The sequence below is a fragment of the Bradyrhizobium sp. SYSU BS000235 genome, assembly GCF_049747295.1.
Taxonomy (GTDB): Bacteria; Pseudomonadota; Alphaproteobacteria; order Rhizobiales; family Xanthobacteraceae; genus Afipia.
The window spans coordinates 182,469-198,556 of sequence record NZ_JBMHJM010000002.1 but is presented as its reverse complement, the minus strand read 5'-3'; the positions used below and the strand labels follow the sequence as shown (position 1 = coordinate 198,556).

The following is a 16,088-nucleotide window of genomic DNA, read 5'->3' as shown; positions in this document are numbered from 1 at the left end:
ATATGTTTTTCGTTGATCAATCCTACGGTTAGCCACCTTGGTGCCGCAAAGGGATGGTGCTAAGGCCTTCTTGAAGATTTTTTAGGATGATGTTCCGCCTCCCATCGAGGAACGTGCGGAAATGATTGTTGAGGACTTTTCCTTAGGGGTGTTTCCCGACATTGAAGTGCTAAAACTGCATCTAGTGTGGCAGGTCTGACGTTCCGTTCAGTTTTGCTGCGCACTCTTTGAAGGAACGTCAGAGCCAAAGGCCACAGTAGAGTTTTGTATTTGCTGGTGTCCCTTTGGTTTTGACATTCGTAAAGTGCCTGCTGCGAGGTGATACGAATGTCAGAACCGGAACACCAGGCGCTGGAGTTGATGTGAGAACGAACTTGAACGCTTGGCGTAAAAGCATTCATGCGAAGCAAATCCTGATTTTGCTTGCGGTGGCCCCGGTGGTTGCTGGTTGCGGAAGCATATCCGACTTCTCGTTGAAGGATCAGGAGTGGTTCGCGCGTCCTGGCCGCATGTTCAAGAACAGTTCGACGATTGAAACGCCGCCGTTGAGCGTCGCAAAAGCAGTCACGCCGAATGATCTCATCAGCTCAGATGGGGCATGTCCTGGAATGCCCGCGCCGAGCGCGCCCGCTGACGCGAATGCGTCGACTGAAGCGCAGGTTCCCGCCACGGCACCCGTTGCGATTGGACATACTGAATGTGACGTCGCGCGCGCGATTGGCGTCGCACCGGACAATGTGAATGTGTCAGCCAACGAGCGCGGAGATCGTCTCGTAAACATGACGTGGATGCACGGCCCGCGGCCGGGAGCTTACACCTTCACGTCGGGGCGCTTGTCGAGCATCGAACGCGTTGACGTGCCTGCACCTGCAAAGCCGGCGCGGCCAGCCAAGAAGAAGCACTCCTGAACGAAATTGTATGTCGCCGCGTGTCAGCTCGCGGCTTCGTCGGACGCCGCACTCGCCTCCAGCCAGGCATCTTCGGCACGCTGTAAGGCCTCGGTAGCGCTGGCGCGGGCTTTGCTCAGTTGAGCGGCCTGTTTTGGATCGCGCTTGAACAGATCAGGTAACGCGAGAGCCACATCAATCTTGCTGATGATCTCGCTGATCCGCTCCATTTCGGCTTCCGCGGCTGTGATGCGCTGCTTCAACGGAACCCGCTTTTCCTTTGTGCGCTGCGGCTTCTCACGGTCATTGCCGTTGCGGTCTCGCATCGGCGTTTTCATCCCGCGAGCGGTCAGGACCGAGCGACGATAGTCGTCAAGATCGCCATCGTAAGGGGTGACTGCGCGATCGGCGACCACCCACAATTGATCCGCACAGGCCTCGATCAGGTAGCGATCATGCGAGACCATGATGATGGCGCCCGGATATTCGTTGATCGCCTCCGCGAGCGCTGCACGGCTGTCGATATCGAGATGGTTGGTCGGCTCGTCGAGAATGATCATGTTGGGGGCGTAGAACGTGGCGAGCCCGAGCAGCAGCCGCGCCTTTTCACCACCGGACAATGATTTGACGGTCGTATCGCCGGCTTTTCCGGAAAAGCCGATGGCGCCGACGCGGGCGCGCACTTTGGTTTCCGGTGCGTCGGGCATCAACCTGCGAAGGTGATCGTAGGGCGAGCCTTCCAGATCCAGTTCGTCGGTCTGGTGCTGTGCGAAATATCCGATCGACAATTTATCGGCTCGCACGATCTTGCCGGAGAACGGCGGCAGTTTTCCCGCAAGAAGTTTGACCAATGTGGATTTGCCGTTGCCGTTGGAACCGAGCAACGCGATACGGTCGTCATTGTCAATTCGCAGCGTCACGCGGTTGAGGACGGCGCGGTCGGGATCATACCCCACCGAGACGTTATCGACGGCGATGATCGGAGGAGACAGCGTTTTTTCGGGCGTCGGAAACGTGATCTCGCGCACGTCTTGCGTCACGAGCGCCGTGACCGGTTTCATCTTCTCGAGCATTTTGACGCGTGACTGCGCCTGGCGTGCTTTCGATGCCTTGGCCTTGAAGCGATCGACGAAATCCTGAAGCCGCTTGCGCTCTTCCTGCTGTCGCTTGGCGTGCTTGGCATCGAGCATTTCGCGCGTGGCGCGCTGCTCCTCGAAGGACGAATATGTTCCTTTGTAGAGGGTCAGCTTGCCGCGATCGAGATGCAGGATCTGATCGACTGACGTATCGAGAAGATCGCGGTCATGGCTAATGACGATGACGGTGCGCGGATAGTTCGCGAGATGGTCCTCGAGCCAAAGCGTGCCTTCGAGATCGAGATAGTTTGTCGGTTCGTCGAGAAGCAGCAGATCCGGAGCGGCGAACAGGGTTGCCGCCAGTGCCACACGCATTCGCCAGCCACCGGAGAATTCCTGGCAGGCTCGGGCCTGATCGGCCGTGGAAAAGCCCAGGCCGCTGAGGATTGCCGCGGCACGCGCAGGGGCCGAGTGGGCGTCGATATCGACGAGACGCGTCTGGATTTCGGCGATCCGCTCCGGATCGGTGGCGCTGTCTGCCTCCTGCAGAAGTGCATCACGCTCCACATCTGCCTTGAGAACGACGTTGATGAGGCTTTCGGGGCAGTCCGGCGCTTCCTGCGCAAGGCTGCCGACCCGCCAACGCGGAGGAAGCGAAATTGAGCCGGTTTCGGTCGCCAATTCGCCGCGGATGGCATGAAACAGGGTCGATTTGCCGACGCCGTTGCGGCCGACGAACCCGACACGGGCTCCCGGAACGATCTGCACTGTGCTGTTTTCGATCAGCAGGCGTCCTGCGATCCGGATGGAAATGTCATTGAGGGAGAGCATAGGCGGGCTTTTACGAAACGGTCCGCCGAACGCAACAGCTTTATCGTGACGGCTTCAATAGGGTGAATTCATCCATCGCCGGGACGATCGACGGCGTTTTTACGTGATCCAGCTCCGGAAGGCGGTCGATCAGCGCTTGCAAGCGCTGCGGCGTATCGTGAGTTTCCTTGTTCAATGCTTCGCGAAGGCGCTCGCCGATCCCCCTGCAGACGGCATCGGCGTGGATATGGTCGATCTGAACATCAGGAACGTTGCGATGTGACATGACCCATTCCCATTCGTTTCAACGTTGACTCAAGTTACACCTGACAAAGCCTTGTTCAGCCTGTTGGTTCGGCGCTTTTCCCGGGCATGGTGAGCAATCGGTAAAAATTTAACTTTGGGGAACCTGGAACCTGATCCGCAAAAAAGCCCGGTCGCGAGGCGGCCGGGCTGACGTTGGGGAAGCGTAGGGCGGAGCAGTTGTATCAATAGCAAACGTTCACAACCCGGTAGCGCAGGCCGTAGCGTGTCTCGACGAGACGCTTCACATAGCAGCCGGTGTAGCCGCCGCTGACGATGAAGCGGGGGCCGCCAAAGGCGTGACCGTGAAAGCCATGGTGATGAAAGCCATGGTTATGCCAGCCCCCCTTGGCCGACGCCGCGGTCGGAAGAAGCGCGGTGGCCGAGAGGGCAACAGCAGCTGCGAAGCCGATGGCAAATTTACGCATAATGGTCTCCTTCGGTATGGCGCGCCGATCGCGCCGGTGAGAGGCAACAGCCTCGATGCAAATGGGTCGCTGCGTCTTGCGACCCGGTTCACCGGCGCTAGAGCCCCGATTCCGAAGTTCGCATCATTCCGCTGCTCGTTCGTCTGCGAACTTCGGAATCGAAGGGCTCTAGCAAGTTATTGTTCTAGTGGTCCGATTCTAACATTCGCATCCCGTTTCGGCGGGCCCCTCCTGCGAATGTTAGAATCAAAGGACCACTAGCAAATATAAGTTTTGAGTGGAGTTTTGGATTTGACATTCGCTTGACGAACTCGCAGCCGGGTGGGGCAGCGAATGTCAAATCCACTCCACTCGTGTGGCTTTGGTTCTGAAGTCCGCATTCCCGGACTCGCCGCACGAATGATGCGGACTTCAGAACCGCTACACTGGATGCCAACTTGTCGCAGGGGAAGCCGCTGGCATGACGGGGGCCTTTATGCTTTGTGACGGTTGGTTCGATCTGCCATGTCGGGCAGGGTGGTAGCTGCTTGCTGTTCGTCAAACCCGCCGTTATAAGCGCGGCCACCTTCCCAAAAACTGCAGTTCCAAGGACAAGATCATGGCGATTGAGCGCACTTTTTCGATCATCAAACCCGACGCGACCGCGCGCAATCTGACAGGCGCTGTGAACGCCATCATCGAGAAGGCGGGGCTTCGCATCGTTGCCCAAAAGCGCATTCTGATGACCCGCGCACAGGCTGAAACGTTTTATGCCGTGCACAAGGCCCGCCCGTTTTTCGGCGAACTGGTCGATTTCATGATTTCGGGCCCGGTCGTGGTCCAAGTTCTTGAAGGCGAGAATGCAATTCTGAAGTATCGTGATGTGATGGGTGCGACGGATCCGTCCAAGGCTGCCGAGGGCACGATCCGCAAGGCGCACGCGAAGTCGATTGGTGAAAACTCGGTGCACGGTTCGGATGCACCGGAAACCGCTGTCGTCGAAATCGCCCAATTTTTCTCGGGCAACGAGATCGCCGGCTAATTCAACTGTTCTAACGGGGGCGGGGGGCCTTTGATGTGAACTGGGTGACGCAGATATTCGATCCCGCCGCGATTGGCGGATTGTTCACGCAATTTCAGAACGAAATTCAGCATCCCCAGTTCTGGGTCGCTCTGACGAAGATCATCTGGATCAACGTCCTCCTGTCCGGCGACAACGCGCTGGTCATCGCGCTGGCGTGTCGCGGGCTTCAGCCCAAGCAACGTGTTTGGGGCATGGTGCTCGGTGCGGGCGTCGCGGTTCTGCTCCGCGTGATCTTCACCGGCATCGTGGCGACACTGATGTCGCTCCCGTACCTCAAGCTGATCGGCGGATTGGCGCTGTTGCTGATCGCAGCCAAGCTGCTTGTGCCGGAAAAAGAAGACGAAGACGGCGTGCAGGCTGCAGCCCATCTGTGGGCGGCGGTTCGCATTGTCGCGATCGCCGACATCATCATGAGCCTCGACAACGTCATCGCGGTTGCCGCGGCGGCCAATGGCAGCCTCGTGCTGATGATGCTGGGTCTGGCGATCAGTATCCCAATGATCGTGGCGGGTGCTGCTCTGATCATGGCTCTGCTCGACCGTGTTCCGGCGCTGATCTGGTTTGGCGCGGCGTTGCTCGGCTGGATCGCCGGCGAGGTCATCGCGACCGATCCGGCGGTGGCGCCCTGGCTGCATCGCCTGCTGGATGGCCACATCGCCCTTGATGTCGATACAAGTTCGACACTGCTCGGCTTTGCGAAGCATCTGCACTTCGCTGGCGAAATCGGTGAAATGGTCGTTGCGCTGCTGGGCGTGGTGATTGTGCTGACGGTGGGCTCGATCTGGCGCCGCCGCAAACTCAACGAACTGCACGAAGCCGAGGTTCCGGCTGCGGCCTGATCCGAAATCTAATCTGCCGGCCGCCACTGCGGCCGGCGGATTACCACTTCAGTTCAACGCCAAGCGTGCCTTGGTGAGATGTAAACCCATCACGGAATTTGCCGTCGTAGTTGGCGTAGAGCCGTGCGGTGTTGCTCAGGATATATGATACGGCTGCCCCGGCATCTGCACCGTACATGCTTTCCCGAATACCCTGGACATTGATGGTAGGGGCACCGGGCACGGACAGGCCGACCTGCACAGCACCGATGTTCTGCGAGAAGTTGTCGACGAATTTGCCATAAGCCGACACGTCGACCGCCTGCTGATCGAAAATCCAGTAGTGACCGACCTCGGCCCCGACCAGCACGCGAGCACGCTCGCCGGTAGCCTCGCTTGCCGTTGTCGGAAAGGCGCCCCCGGTTTCCTGATAGCTGTCGGTGACAGCCGAGACATATTCCAGCGCCACTTTGGGCACGATCCGGCTTTGACCGAATGAGTAGGTGTAGTTCAGCTCACCCAACACGCCATCGACTTTGCCACCATAATTGGCGGCAGCGGTGCCGATGATTGTTGCCCGGCTGGAGTCGACTTGTGCAAACCCGTGGACAGCAGCGATCGCCACCGTCCACGGTCCATTGTTGTAAGCCGCGTTGATGCCGAGCTGCGTCATGTCGAGGGTCGCGCTCTGGAATGCGAGCGGCACGTCGATGTTGGTGCGGCTCTGGTCGACCGAAAAGCCGACAGTCAGCCCCGGTGCGATCGTCGCCCCGATGCCGCCGACGCCGCCGAATGTCTTGCGGCGATCGCCGACGAAGGCGCCCTGAGCATCGGTTCGTGATGTCAGGCCATAGCTCTCGCCCCATACCCGATAGAGTGGATCCGCAATACTTTGGGAGGCGCCACCGCCTCCGGAATTGTCGCGCATCGCGAAGTCATAGGTCGCCTGGCGATTGAGGCGCTGCAAGAAGCTGCTGCTCAGATCAATCTGGGCTGCCATTGCCGAAAACTGGATGTTGTTGTCGGCGGGGAGCGGGATTGGCAATCCTACTGGGTTAAATGGCGGTACCTGGGCGCGGGCGCCTGACGCCCCGAGGAGAACGGCGATTGACGTCGCTGTCGCCACCGCAAGGGGCGACCTCGGCAGGCCTAACCAAGCTTGCCACGTAAAATTTTTCATAAAAACCGACTTCAAAAAAAGAGCCGCGCCCTGCGCGATTAGCCCTGAATCGCGGAGTTGGTCAACATTTGGCCATAGCGCCCGTCGGCAATGGGATACGATGTAGCGGTCGAGCCACACTGACAGGTGGTTTTGACGCACCGCACTCCAGTTTTAAGGGAGCGAGGTGCGCCTAGTTCGCCCAGGAACCCGTTCATCCGGCTTGCTAAGGTGAAATTTTCATGTTGGGATTACGACAGCAATCGGATTTGGGCCGTTCGGCTGTGCGCTTGGTAGTCAATAAACCCTGCAAGACTTTGAGAAGCCCGCTAGCGGCGTGGCACGCGAAGAGCGTGACCGCGCTTTTTTGTACCGGATGAGGGACGAAGGAGACAGACGTGGCAAAAGGCACCGTCAAATGGTTCAACCCAACCAAGGGCTATGGGTTCATCAAGCCGCAAGTCGGAGACAAGGACGTGTTCGTGCACATTTCAGCAGTCGAACGTGCTGGACTGAGCACTCTCAATGAGAACCAGACGGTCGAATACGATCTGGTTGAAAATCGCGGCAAGGCATCAGCCGAGAATCTCAAGATATCCTGAGGCTTCTCAGGTCAGCTTCCATCTTCAGTGGACGTTGTGCTGCCCCCGGCTGACCAGCCGGGGTTTTCTTTTTTCAACGGATTTGAGTTGCACGCAAATTTTCCGGCTCTTCCGAAATGCTTGAAGTGTTCGCGTTGACGGCAAGCCGAACACGAGCACGTTTGCGGCGCGTGTAAACACCTTTAACGATATCCGCAGCGCATTGACCAGTGAGACGGAGCGCTGCTCGGCTCGTCTAAATGATTTCCGGCGAAATCAACGCGTCATCGGGGCTGCCGCAGGCGTCCGTCTTGCAGACGGGGCCGTCGATGCGGATCTTGCCACCCGCGACGAGGCGCAATGCATCCGGATAAATCCGATGCTCGACGCCGAGCACGCGTGCGGCAAGCGTATCCGGCGTGTCGTCACCGCGCACGGCGACGGCTCCCTGCATGATGATCGGGCCGGAATCCACTTCGGGCACGACGAAGTGCACGGTGGCTCCGTGAATCTTGACGCCGTCGGTGAGCGCACGTTCATGGGTGTGCAGCCCGCGATAGGACGGAAGCAAGGCGGGATGGATGTTGATCATCTTTCCCTCCCACTGTTTGACGAACCACGGCGTCAGCAAACGCAGGAAACCTGCCAGACAAACCAGCTCAACGTCGTGCGCGACGAGAATGTCATGCATCGCGCGCTCAAACGCTTCGCGATCCTTGCCGAACGGCTTGCTCTCGATGGTCGCGGTTTTGATGCCGCTTTGCTGGGCTTTCGCCAGTCCCCCGGCATCTGCGATATTCGAGAGAACGAGGACGATTTCCGCGGGATAGTCCGCAGCCTTCGCGGCTTCGATCAGCGCGGTCATGTTTGACCCACGCCCGGAAATCAGGATCGCAACACGGCGCTTTGCCATCTCACTCCGCCAGGTCGAGGTGACCATCATAGATCACCCGTTCGTCGCCGGAGGTTTCAACAACAGCACCAAGCAAAACGGCGCGCTCGCCGGCTTGTGTGAGCACATCAATGACTTCGCCCACGGCGTCATCCTTGACGATAGCAACCATGCCGATCCCGCAGTTAAAGGTGCGCAGCAGCTCGAGTTCGGCGATGTTGCCTTCAGCCGCGAGCCATTTGAACACGGGCAGCACCGGCACGGCATTCAGATCGATGCGGACGCCGAGATGTTTTGGCAGCACGCGTGGAATATTGTCCGTGAAGCCGCCGCCGGTGATGTGGGCCAGGCCCTTCACCGCCCCCGTTTCGCGGATCGCGCGAAGGCAGGATTTCACATAGAGCTTGGTGGGGGCCAGCAAGGCGCCGCCCAATGTCATGACCGGTGCAAATGGAGCGGGCGCGTCGAACGCGACGCCGGACATCTCCACAACCTTCCGGACCAGCGAAAAGCCGTTGGAATGAACCCCGGAGGAGGCGAGGCCAATGACTGCGTCCCCGGCAGCGATATTCTTGTGAGGCAACAGGGTGCCACGCTCAGCGGCGCCAACTGCGAAGCCGGCGAGGTCATAGTCGCCGTCCTTGTAAAGCCCGGGCATCTCGGCGGTTTCACCGCCGATCAAGGCGCAGCCGGACTCGCGGCAGCCCTCGGCGACCCCGGCAACAATGGCCGCGGTGGCTTCGGGGTCAAGCTTGCCGCAGGCAAAATAGTCGAGAAAAAACAATGGTTCGGCACCTTGAACCACGAGGTCGTTCACCGACATAGCCACAAGGTCGATGCCGATGCCGCCGTGCACGCCGGTCTCAATGGCGATCTTGACCTTGGTGCCGACGCCGTCGGTCGCGGCGACCAGAACCGGATCTTTGAATCCGGCGGCCTTGAGGTCGAACAGCCCGCCAAAGCCGCCGATTTCGGCGTCCGCACCCGGCCGCGCCGTGGCCCGCACCATCGGCTTGATCAGGTCGACCAGCCGGTTGCCGGCGTCGATGTCCACGCCCGCGGATGAATAGGTGAGGCTGGTTTTCTTGTCGCTCATGCTAGTACCCGCTTTCCGAAGTTCGTAACACGCCGCAGCAGCCCCTTTGCGAACTTCGGAAAGCAAAGGGTACTAGCAACCCTATGATTCCAGTACCGCATTCGATTTGAAGTCCCTGGATGAGATCGCTGCAACTGATGCAGGGACTTCAAATCGGCGGTACTGAGTTTCCAAGGTTTAGCCGGTGGTTACGTCGGATTTCGCGTTCGCGCAATGGCCCGGGTCCAGGGTGTGTATAGCTTGGGTAGATGATGCGGCAGATCGCGCACCACCGGCCAAATCCTATGCAAGCCTCCGATGGCTCGGTACAAGATAGCCAGCCGGGGAACCTCTCGTGAATCTGCCAAATATCATCACCTTAGGCCGCATCCTTCTGGTGCCGATCATCATCTGGGCGATCGCCTCGAACCAGATGACGATCGCCTTCGTGATCTTCGTGACTGCTGGTGTCAGTGACGCCATCGACGGGTTTCTGGCCAAGCGCTTCAATATGACGACCGAGATCGGGGCATTGCTTGATCCGGTAGCCGACAAGGCGCTGCTGGTTTCGATCTATGTTGCGCTCGGCATCTGGGGGGCGATGCCACGCTGGCTCGTCATCCTGGTGGTCTCGCGCGACTTCATGATTGTGGGCGCGGTGATCGTGTCGTGGCTGCTGGACAACCCCGTTCCGATGAAACCACTGATGGTGTCCAAGCTTAATACGGTGGCTCAGGTCGCATTTGCGGCGTTGGTGCTCGCTTCGCTCGGCTTCGGCTTCAGTGCGTCGCCGTACGATACGATCTTAATGGGTTTCGTAACGATCTTGACGCTACTTTCGGTGTCCTTCTATCTCGTGGAGTGGGCACGGCATATGAGCACCACGGGGCCGTTGCCCTGAATCTCATACGTCGCGATGTGTTGAAGCCGGGTTGTCCGGCAAGGAGTGATTACGTGGCTGCCCGCGTCCAACCCCGTCAGCTTGCACTTGCGCTGCCGCACGCGGAAAGCCTTTCGCGCGACAATTTTCTTGAGGGGCCGGCAAACGCACAGGCGCTGGCTCTTGTTGACGCGTGGCCGGACTGGCCCAATCGCGTGATGATGATCGTCGGTCCCGAAGGCAGCGGCAAAAGTCACCTCGCTGCGATCTGGGCTGCCGAAGCGGGCGCGCGGTCCGTCGCGGCACACACGTTGACGTCGGTGAATGTACCTGGAGAGCTCGCGACCGGTGCTCTGGTGGTCGAGGATCTCGATCCCGCCAACGTCGATGACCGCGCGCTATTCCATTTGCTGAATCTGGCCCGCGAAGACGAAGCTTATATTCTGATGACTGGACGTACGCCGCCGTCGGCGATCCGGGTGGAACTGCGCGACTTACAGTCGCGGCTGCGCGCGGTGCCGGTGGTGACATTGGCGCCACCGGATGACCATCTGTTCAAGGCGCTGATCGTGAAGTTCTGCGCCGACCGCCAGATGGTCGTGGATGAGTCGCTTGTCAGCTATCTCGCAACCCGCATCGAACGGTCCTTCGCTGCAGCACGGCAGGCGGTTGAGTTGCTCGATGACGAGGCCCTGCGGCAAGGGCGGCCCGTCACGCGGGCGCTCGCGGCTGAGGTGTTGAAAGAAACCGCGGCCTGATCGCGCAGGCCCTTGGTTCGTCATGGGTATTGGCTCATCATGTCATCGAACGGTCATGACGCTGGCACATTGTTCGCCGCGAACGGGCCGGATGGCACGGCCTGACGATGTGAAATGGATTTCGCCTGATGGACACCGCACAAGTCGTTGTTAAGAAAGCTGAAAACGAGGAAGTGGCCCGCGGTCCGGGGATCGCCGAAAGTCCCGAACGTTTCATCAATCGCGAACTGTCCTGGCTGCATTTCAATCGCCGGGTCCTGGAAGAGTCGGTCAATACCAATCACCCCATGCTGGAGCGGGTGCGGTTTCTGTCCATTTCAGCGAACAACCTTGATGAATTCTTTATGGTCCGTGTCGCGGGCCTGAAGGCGCAGATCCGCGAAGGCATCTCCGAACGCAGCCCCGATGGCGCGACCCCCGGCGAGCAGTTGGCGAGCATCTACGAAACAGTCTCCAAGCTCGCCAATGACCAGCAGGCGATCTGGCGTGATTTGCGCGCCAATCTCGTCGATGTCGGCATCGTGCTCGTTGACGGCAAGGATGTCACCAAGGCTGAAACACAGTGGATCGAAGAGCACTTCCTCCACAACATCTTTCCATTGCTGACGCCGCTCGCGATCGATCCAGCCCATCCATTCCCGTTTATTCCGAACCTTGGATTCACCATCGCGCTTCACCTTGCACGTCTCTCTGACGGTAAGACGATGAACGCGTTGATCCGCATGCCAGGCAAGATCGATCGCTTCATTCGTCTTCCTGCCGGCAAGGACAGCGCGGTGCGGCTGATCACGCTCGAGCAGGCCACGAGCTTGTTCATCGGACGCCTGTTTCCCGGCTATACCGTCAAAGGGCAGGGCGCATTCCGGATCATCCGCGACTCCGAACTTGAAATCGAGGAAGAGGCCGAAGATCTCGTGCGTCTCTTCGAGACCGCTCTGAAGCGCCGTCGCCGCGGATCGGTGATCCGTCTCGAGATTGAAGCGGGAATGCCGCAGGAGTTGTGTGCCTTCGTTCAGCGCGCGTTGTCGGCCGCGGACGACGAGGTGCTAATGGTGGATGGCGTGCTCGCAATGAATGAGCTGTCGCAATTGACCAGGCTCGATCGTCCCGATCTCGAGTTCACGCCTTACGTACCACGTCATCCTGAGCGCGTCCGCGATCACGGCGGCGATATCTTCGCGGCGATCCGGCAGAAGGATCTTGTTGTTCATCATCCCTACGAGTCGTTCGATGTCGTGGTGCAGTTTCTGCAACAGGCGGCGCGCGACCCGGACGTGGTTGCCATCAAGCAGACGCTCTACCGAACGTCGCGGGACAGTCCGATCGTGCGTGCCTTGGCCGAAGCGGCCGAAGCCGGCAAGTCGGTGACGGCGCTGGTTGAACTCAAGGCGCGCTTCGATGAAGAGGCGAATATCCGTTGGGCGCGCGACCTCGAGCGCGCAGGCGTGCAGGTTGTGTACGGCTTCCTTGAGTTGAAGACGCATGCCAAGCTCTCACTGGTGGTGCGGCGTGAAGGCGCTGCTCTCACAACTTACGTGCATGCGGGTACCGGCAACTATCATCCGGTGACCGCGCGCATTTACACCGATTTGTCGTATTTCACGTCGGATCCGGTTATCGCGCGGGATGCGGGGCGCGTGTTCAACTACATCACCGGCTATGCGGAACCGAGCGATATCGAAAAGATGGCGGTGTCGCCGTTGACGTTGCGCAAGCGAATCCTCGAACACATCGAGGGCGAGATCAATCACGCCCACAACGGCAAGCCCGCCGCGATCTGGATGAAGATGAACTCGCTGGTTGATCCGGATATCATCGATGCGCTGTATGAAGCGTCACAAGCGGGCGTCTCCATCGATCTTGTTATCCGCGGTATCTGCTGTCTGCGGCCCGGTGTTCCTGGATTGTCGGAGAACATTCGCGTCAAATCGATCATCGGACGGTTCCTGGAACACGGCCGAATCTATTGCTTCGGCATGGGTCATGGGCTGCCGAGTCCGAAGGCAGCTGTGTATATCTCGTCGGCGGACATGATGCCGCGTAACCTCGACAGGCGTGTCGAAGTATTGTGTCCATTGCAAAATCCCACGGTGCATCAGCAGGTTCTCGAACAAATCATGGTCGCGAATCTGAAAGACAACGAGCAGAGCTGGCTATTGTTGCCGGATGGTTCGTCAACGCGTATGAAGACCGCGAAGGGTGAGGAGCCTTTCAACGTGCACAATTATTTCATGACGAATCCGAGTCTGTCAGGCCGTGGAAAGTCGCTTAAAGAATCTTCGCCGCGTCGTCTTACGCGCCGTTCGGAGCGTTAGTGCTCCGACGCCTGCGGCTGAGCCGGCGGCAGTGACAGTCACGCCGCCGGTACGTGAACGCCAACAGCGTGTTCGCAAACCTTCCAAGAGCATCGCCGTCATCGACATTGGCTCCAATTCCGTTCGACTTGTCGTTTATGAAGACAAGTCACGTAGCTCTGCGCCTCTGTTCAACGAGAAGACCTTGTGCGGGTTGGGCCGCGAGGTTCAGTCCACCGGCTTGCTCGCCGCTGATGCGGTAGAAAAGGCGCTCGCAGCGCTGAAGCGCTTCAAGGCACTTTGCAAAGTGATGAAGGTTGGCGAAGTTTACGCCATTGCCACTGCTGCCTGTCGTGACGCGACCAACGGCCCGGATTTCATTGCCAAGGCCGAGCGCATCTGCGGTGCTTCAATAGAAATTCTATCCGGCGCGCGTGAAGCGAAATTGTCCGCGCTTGGCGTTTCGTCCGGTGTCTACAAGCCCGACGGCATCGTCGGAGATCTGGGCGGCGGCTCGCTCGAACTGATCGATATTCGCGGACATCGCATTCGTCAGGGGCTCACGCTTCCGCTCGGTGGCCTTGCGCTCCAGGATGCGTCGCAGAAGTCGCTGAAGAAAGCCGAGAAGATCGTCTCGGACGCGATTACCGGCTTGCCCCAGCTTAAAGCAGGTGCCGGACGAAACTTTTATGCGGTCGGCGGCACGTGGCGTGCGCTCGCGCGCATCCACATTATTCAGAGCGGCTATCCACTGCACGTGATGCACGGTTATAGCATTCCAGCCGCCGATGCGCTGGATTTCGTGAAGCGGCTTCGCCGTCTCGCGGCTACCGATACGCTTGCGGATATCGAGACGGTGGCGGATGCCCGTCGACCGCTGCTGACGTATGCGGCCCTGGTGCTCGAATATGTCATCCGCGTTGCGAAGCCGAAGACCATCGTGTTCTCCACCTACGGCGTGCGCGAAGGGTTGCTCTACGAGATGTTGTCGGAGAAGGAGCGCCACAAGGATGGCTTGCTCGCCGCGGCTCAAACGCTGAACACATTGCGGGCCCGGTCGCCGCGCCATGCGGACGACCTGATGGCATGGACGGATCGGATCATCCGCGTTGCGGGCGTTCGGGAGAACGACGACGAGCGCCGGTTGCGTCACGCAGCCTGCCTGCTCTCCGATCTCGCATGGCGGTCGCACCCCGATCATCGCGGCGAGCAATCGCTCAACACCATTACGAATGGGAATTTCGGCGCCATCACCCATCAGGGCAGGGCGTTCCTCGCGCTGGCGATCTACTATCGTTACGCTGGACTGAACGAGGAAAACGAGGCCCCGGAGGACGTCCGCGCGTTGGTGACGCCGGCGATGGTCGACCGGGCGCGTTTGATCGGCGCCGCTATCCGGGTCGCGGTTCTGATCTCCGCGGCTCAGCGCGGCGTGCTGCCACATACGCATTTCCGCAATCAGGCGCGAAAGCTTTTACTCGTGCTCGACAAGAGTGTGGCGGAACTCGCGTCGGATCGGTTGAGCAACCGTTTCAAGCAATTGGCGCGGCTGATGGGGCGCAGCGGCGTGGTCGTGAGGCCGTAGGCTTTTTGCCCCCGGAAATCGGGTGGATCAGGACCTCATCGGGCGTTAGCCAGACTCTTTCTGACTCTGGAGCCTGCACATGACCGCAGCACTCAAACAGCCTTTCACCGTCAGCGCGGGTGACATTGCGCCCCGCGTTGACGCGGTCGAATGGCCCGCGATCGCGAAGCATCTCGATGACAACGGCTGGGCTGTGCTCAGCAATCTGCTGTCGCCCGACGAATGCGGCTCGATTGCCAGCCTCTACATCGCGGACGATGCCTTCCGCAGTCACATCATCATGGCGCGGCATGGCTTCGGACGCGGCGAGTACAAGTACTTTTCCTATCCGCTGCCGGATATCATCGCGAGCCTGCGCACTGCGCTGTATCCACGATTGGCCCCCATTGCCAACCGCTGGAACGAGTCGATGGGAATCGATGTGCGCTATCCTTCCATGCATGCCGACTTCATCAAGCGCTGCCACAAGGCAGGGCAGACGCGACCGACCCCGCTGCTGCTGCAGTACGTCGCCGGTGATTACAACTGCCTTCACCAGGATCTCTATGGCGAGCACGTGTTTCCGTTGCAGGTGGCGATTTTGTTGTCCGAACCCGAACGGGATTTCGCCGGCGGCGAGTTCGTGCTGACGGAACAGCGGCCACGCATGCAATCGCGTGCGGCAGTAGTGCCTTTGCGCCAAGGTGATGCCGTGGTGTTCGCTGTGCACAACAGGCCCGTGCAGCGGACGCGGGGGTCGTATCGTGTCAACCTTCGACATGGCGTGAGCCAGATACGATCTGGCCAGCGCCACACAGTGGGCATCATCTTTCACGACGCCAAATAATGCGCGATCTGTTCGACGACATAGACATCGATGACATCGGACACGATGTGACACTCGCGCCGGGGGCGATGCTGCTGGGCGGCTTCGCACGGTCGCGAGAGAGTGCGTTGATCACGGAGGTGCACGCGATTGCTGAACGCGCGCCGTTCCGCCATCTGATCACGCCGGGTGGTCACCGGATGTCGGTTGCCATGACCAATTGCGGAAATGTCGGCTGGGTCAGCGATCATCGGGGCTATCGCTATGATGCCATCGATCCGGACAGTGGCAGGCCATGGCCGACGATGCCGGATGTGTTCGTGGCGTTGGCGCGAGACGCTTCGGCAAAGACCGGATTCATGGATTTTCGCCCGGATGCTTGCCTGATCAATCGGTACGAGCCGGGTGCGAAGCTGTCGCTGCATCAGGACAAGGATGAGCTCGATCTGGATGCACCCATCGTCTCCGTTTCACTTGGATTGCCCGCGACATTTCAGTTCGGCGGATTCAAGCGAAGCGATCGGCCCGAGCGTCATCGGTTGAGGCACGGGGATGTGGTGGTGTGGGGCGGCCCGTCGCGGCTTGCGTTTCACGGCGTGCTGCCGTTGGCGGACGGCGAGCACCCGTTGCTCGGGCGCCAGCGCATCAATCTCACATTCCGGAAGACGCGCTGA

Annotated in this window: 16 protein-coding genes; 10 read left to right on the top strand and 6 right to left on the bottom strand. The window is 59.5% G+C overall.

Annotated elements, in window-relative coordinates; all coding sequences use genetic code 11:
* The first annotated feature begins 374 nt into the window (after positions 1-374).
* Positions 375-908 (top strand): hypothetical protein, encoded by a 534-nt coding sequence (locus ACP0KA_RS26255; RefSeq protein ID WP_424631893.1) that lies wholly within the window; start codon positions 375-377, stop codon positions 906-908.
* A 23-nt stretch (positions 909-931) separates the two neighbouring features.
* On the opposite strand, the gene ACP0KA_RS26250 is transcribed toward ACP0KA_RS26255, so the two are convergent.
* The 3 genes from ACP0KA_RS26250 to ACP0KA_RS26240 form a co-directional block, all read right to left on the bottom strand.
* The gene (locus tag ACP0KA_RS26250) at positions 932-2,794 is read right to left on the bottom strand and encodes an ABC-F family ATP-binding cassette domain-containing protein (RefSeq protein ID WP_424631892.1); all 1,863 of its coding nucleotides are present in this window, start codon (positions 2,792-2,794) and stop codon (positions 932-934) included.
* Positions 2,795-2,834: 40 nt separating this feature from the next.
* Positions 2,835-3,059: a hypothetical protein gene (locus tag ACP0KA_RS26245; RefSeq protein WP_424631891.1), complete on the bottom strand. Its 225-nt coding sequence runs from the start codon at positions 3,057-3,059 to the stop codon at positions 2,835-2,837.
* Between the two features lie 202 nt (positions 3,060-3,261).
* On the bottom strand, positions 3,262-3,504 hold the full coding sequence (locus ACP0KA_RS26240; RefSeq protein ID WP_424631890.1) for a hypothetical protein: 243 nt from the start codon (positions 3,502-3,504) through the stop codon (positions 3,262-3,264).
* Between the two features lie 598 nt (positions 3,505-4,102).
* Between ACP0KA_RS26240 and ndk the strand changes: the two genes are divergently transcribed.
* On the top strand, positions 4,103-4,525 hold the full coding sequence (ndk, locus tag ACP0KA_RS26235) for a nucleoside-diphosphate kinase (RefSeq protein ID WP_424631889.1): 423 nt from the start codon (positions 4,103-4,105) through the stop codon (positions 4,523-4,525).
* 35 nt (positions 4,526-4,560) lie between these two features.
* Positions 4,561-5,406 (top strand): YjbE family putative metal transport protein, encoded by an 846-nt coding sequence (locus ACP0KA_RS26230; protein WP_424631888.1) that lies wholly within the window; start codon positions 4,561-4,563, stop codon positions 5,404-5,406.
* Positions 5,407-5,446: 40 nt separating this feature from the next.
* Here the strand turns inward: ACP0KA_RS26230 and ACP0KA_RS26225 are convergent, their stop codons facing one another.
* Positions 5,447-6,385 (bottom strand): autotransporter outer membrane beta-barrel domain-containing protein, encoded by a 939-nt coding sequence (locus ACP0KA_RS26225; protein WP_424631887.1) that lies wholly within the window; start codon positions 6,383-6,385, stop codon positions 5,447-5,449.
* Positions 6,386-6,942: 557 nt separating this feature from the next.
* On the opposite strand from ACP0KA_RS26225, the gene ACP0KA_RS26220 reads away from it, so the two are divergent.
* Positions 6,943-7,146 carry a cold-shock protein gene (locus ACP0KA_RS26220; protein ID WP_424631886.1) on the top strand — a complete coding sequence of 68 codons (204 nt, stop codon included), beginning with the start codon at positions 6,943-6,945 and terminating at the stop codon, positions 7,144-7,146.
* A 235-nt stretch (positions 7,147-7,381) separates the two neighbouring features.
* On the opposite strand, the gene purN is transcribed toward ACP0KA_RS26220, so the two are convergent.
* A complete protein-coding gene (gene purN, locus ACP0KA_RS26215) occupies positions 7,382-8,038 on the bottom strand; it encodes a phosphoribosylglycinamide formyltransferase (RefSeq protein WP_424631885.1) in 657 nt (218 codons plus the stop codon).
* 1 nt (position 8,039) lies between these two features.
* Complete coding sequence (gene purM / locus ACP0KA_RS26210) at positions 8,040-9,113, bottom strand: phosphoribosylformylglycinamidine cyclo-ligase (protein WP_424631884.1); 1,074 nt, start codon at positions 9,111-9,113, stop codon at positions 8,040-8,042.
* Positions 9,114-9,447: 334 nt separating this feature from the next.
* On the opposite strand from purM, the gene ACP0KA_RS26205 reads away from it, so the two are divergent.
* The 6 genes from ACP0KA_RS26205 (at position 9,448) to alkB (ending at position 16,088) form a co-directional block, all read left to right on the top strand.
* Positions 9,448-9,993: a CDP-alcohol phosphatidyltransferase family protein gene (locus ACP0KA_RS26205; RefSeq protein ID WP_424631883.1), complete on the top strand. Its 546-nt coding sequence runs from the start codon at positions 9,448-9,450 to the stop codon at positions 9,991-9,993.
* Between the two features lie 53 nt (positions 9,994-10,046).
* Positions 10,047-10,730: a chromosomal replication initiator DnaA gene (locus tag ACP0KA_RS26200; protein ID WP_424631882.1), complete on the top strand. Its 684-nt coding sequence runs from the start codon at positions 10,047-10,049 to the stop codon at positions 10,728-10,730.
* 128 nt (positions 10,731-10,858) lie between these two features.
* Entirely contained in the window at positions 10,859-13,045 is a 2,187-nt protein-coding gene (locus ACP0KA_RS26195) for an RNA degradosome polyphosphate kinase (protein WP_424631881.1), read from the top strand.
* A gap of 31 nt (positions 13,046-13,076) precedes the next feature.
* On the top strand, positions 13,077-14,609 hold the full coding sequence (gene ppx / locus ACP0KA_RS26190; RefSeq protein WP_424631880.1) for an exopolyphosphatase: 1,533 nt from the start codon (positions 13,077-13,079) through the stop codon (positions 14,607-14,609).
* 79 nt (positions 14,610-14,688) lie between these two features.
* Complete coding sequence (locus ACP0KA_RS26185) at positions 14,689-15,435, top strand: 2OG-Fe(II) oxygenase (RefSeq protein WP_424631879.1); 747 nt, start codon at positions 14,689-14,691, stop codon at positions 15,433-15,435.
* The gene (alkB, locus tag ACP0KA_RS26180) at positions 15,435-16,088 is read left to right on the top strand and encodes a DNA oxidative demethylase AlkB (RefSeq protein WP_424631878.1); all 654 of its coding nucleotides are present in this window, start codon (positions 15,435-15,437) and stop codon (positions 16,086-16,088) included. The genes ACP0KA_RS26185 and alkB overlap by 1 nt, the downstream gene beginning before the upstream one ends.

Bases quoted from the DNA above. Each gene is read 5' to 3' on its own strand.
- ACP0KA_RS26225 (WP_424631887.1), bottom strand. From the start codon at position 6,385: ATGGCAGCCCAGATTGATCTGAGCAGCAGCTTCTTGCAGCGCCTCAAT.
- ndk (WP_424631889.1), top strand. From the start codon at position 4,103: ATGGCGATTGAGCGCACTTTTTCGATCATCAAACCCGACGCGACCGCG.
- ACP0KA_RS26250 (WP_424631892.1), bottom strand. From the start codon at position 2,794: ATGCTCTCCCTCAATGACATTTCCATCCGGATCGCAGGACGCCTGCTG.
- ACP0KA_RS26185 (WP_424631879.1), top strand. From the start codon at position 14,689: ATGACCGCAGCACTCAAACAGCCTTTCACCGTCAGCGCGGGTGACATT.
- ACP0KA_RS26240 (WP_424631890.1), bottom strand. From the start codon at position 3,504: ATGCGTAAATTTGCCATCGGCTTCGCAGCTGCTGTTGCCCTCTCGGCC.
- purN (WP_424631885.1), bottom strand. From the start codon at position 8,038: ATGGCAAAGCGCCGTGTTGCGATCCTGATTTCCGGGCGTGGGTCAAAC.
- ACP0KA_RS26245 (WP_424631891.1), bottom strand. From the start codon at position 3,059: ATGTCACATCGCAACGTTCCTGATGTTCAGATCGACCATATCCACGCC.
- ACP0KA_RS26195 (WP_424631881.1), top strand. From the start codon at position 10,859: ATGGACACCGCACAAGTCGTTGTTAAGAAAGCTGAAAACGAGGAAGTG.
- alkB (WP_424631878.1), top strand. From the start codon at position 15,435: ATGCGCGATCTGTTCGACGACATAGACATCGATGACATCGGACACGAT.
- purM (WP_424631884.1), bottom strand. From the start codon at position 9,113: ATGAGCGACAAGAAAACCAGCCTCACCTATTCATCCGCGGGCGTGGAC.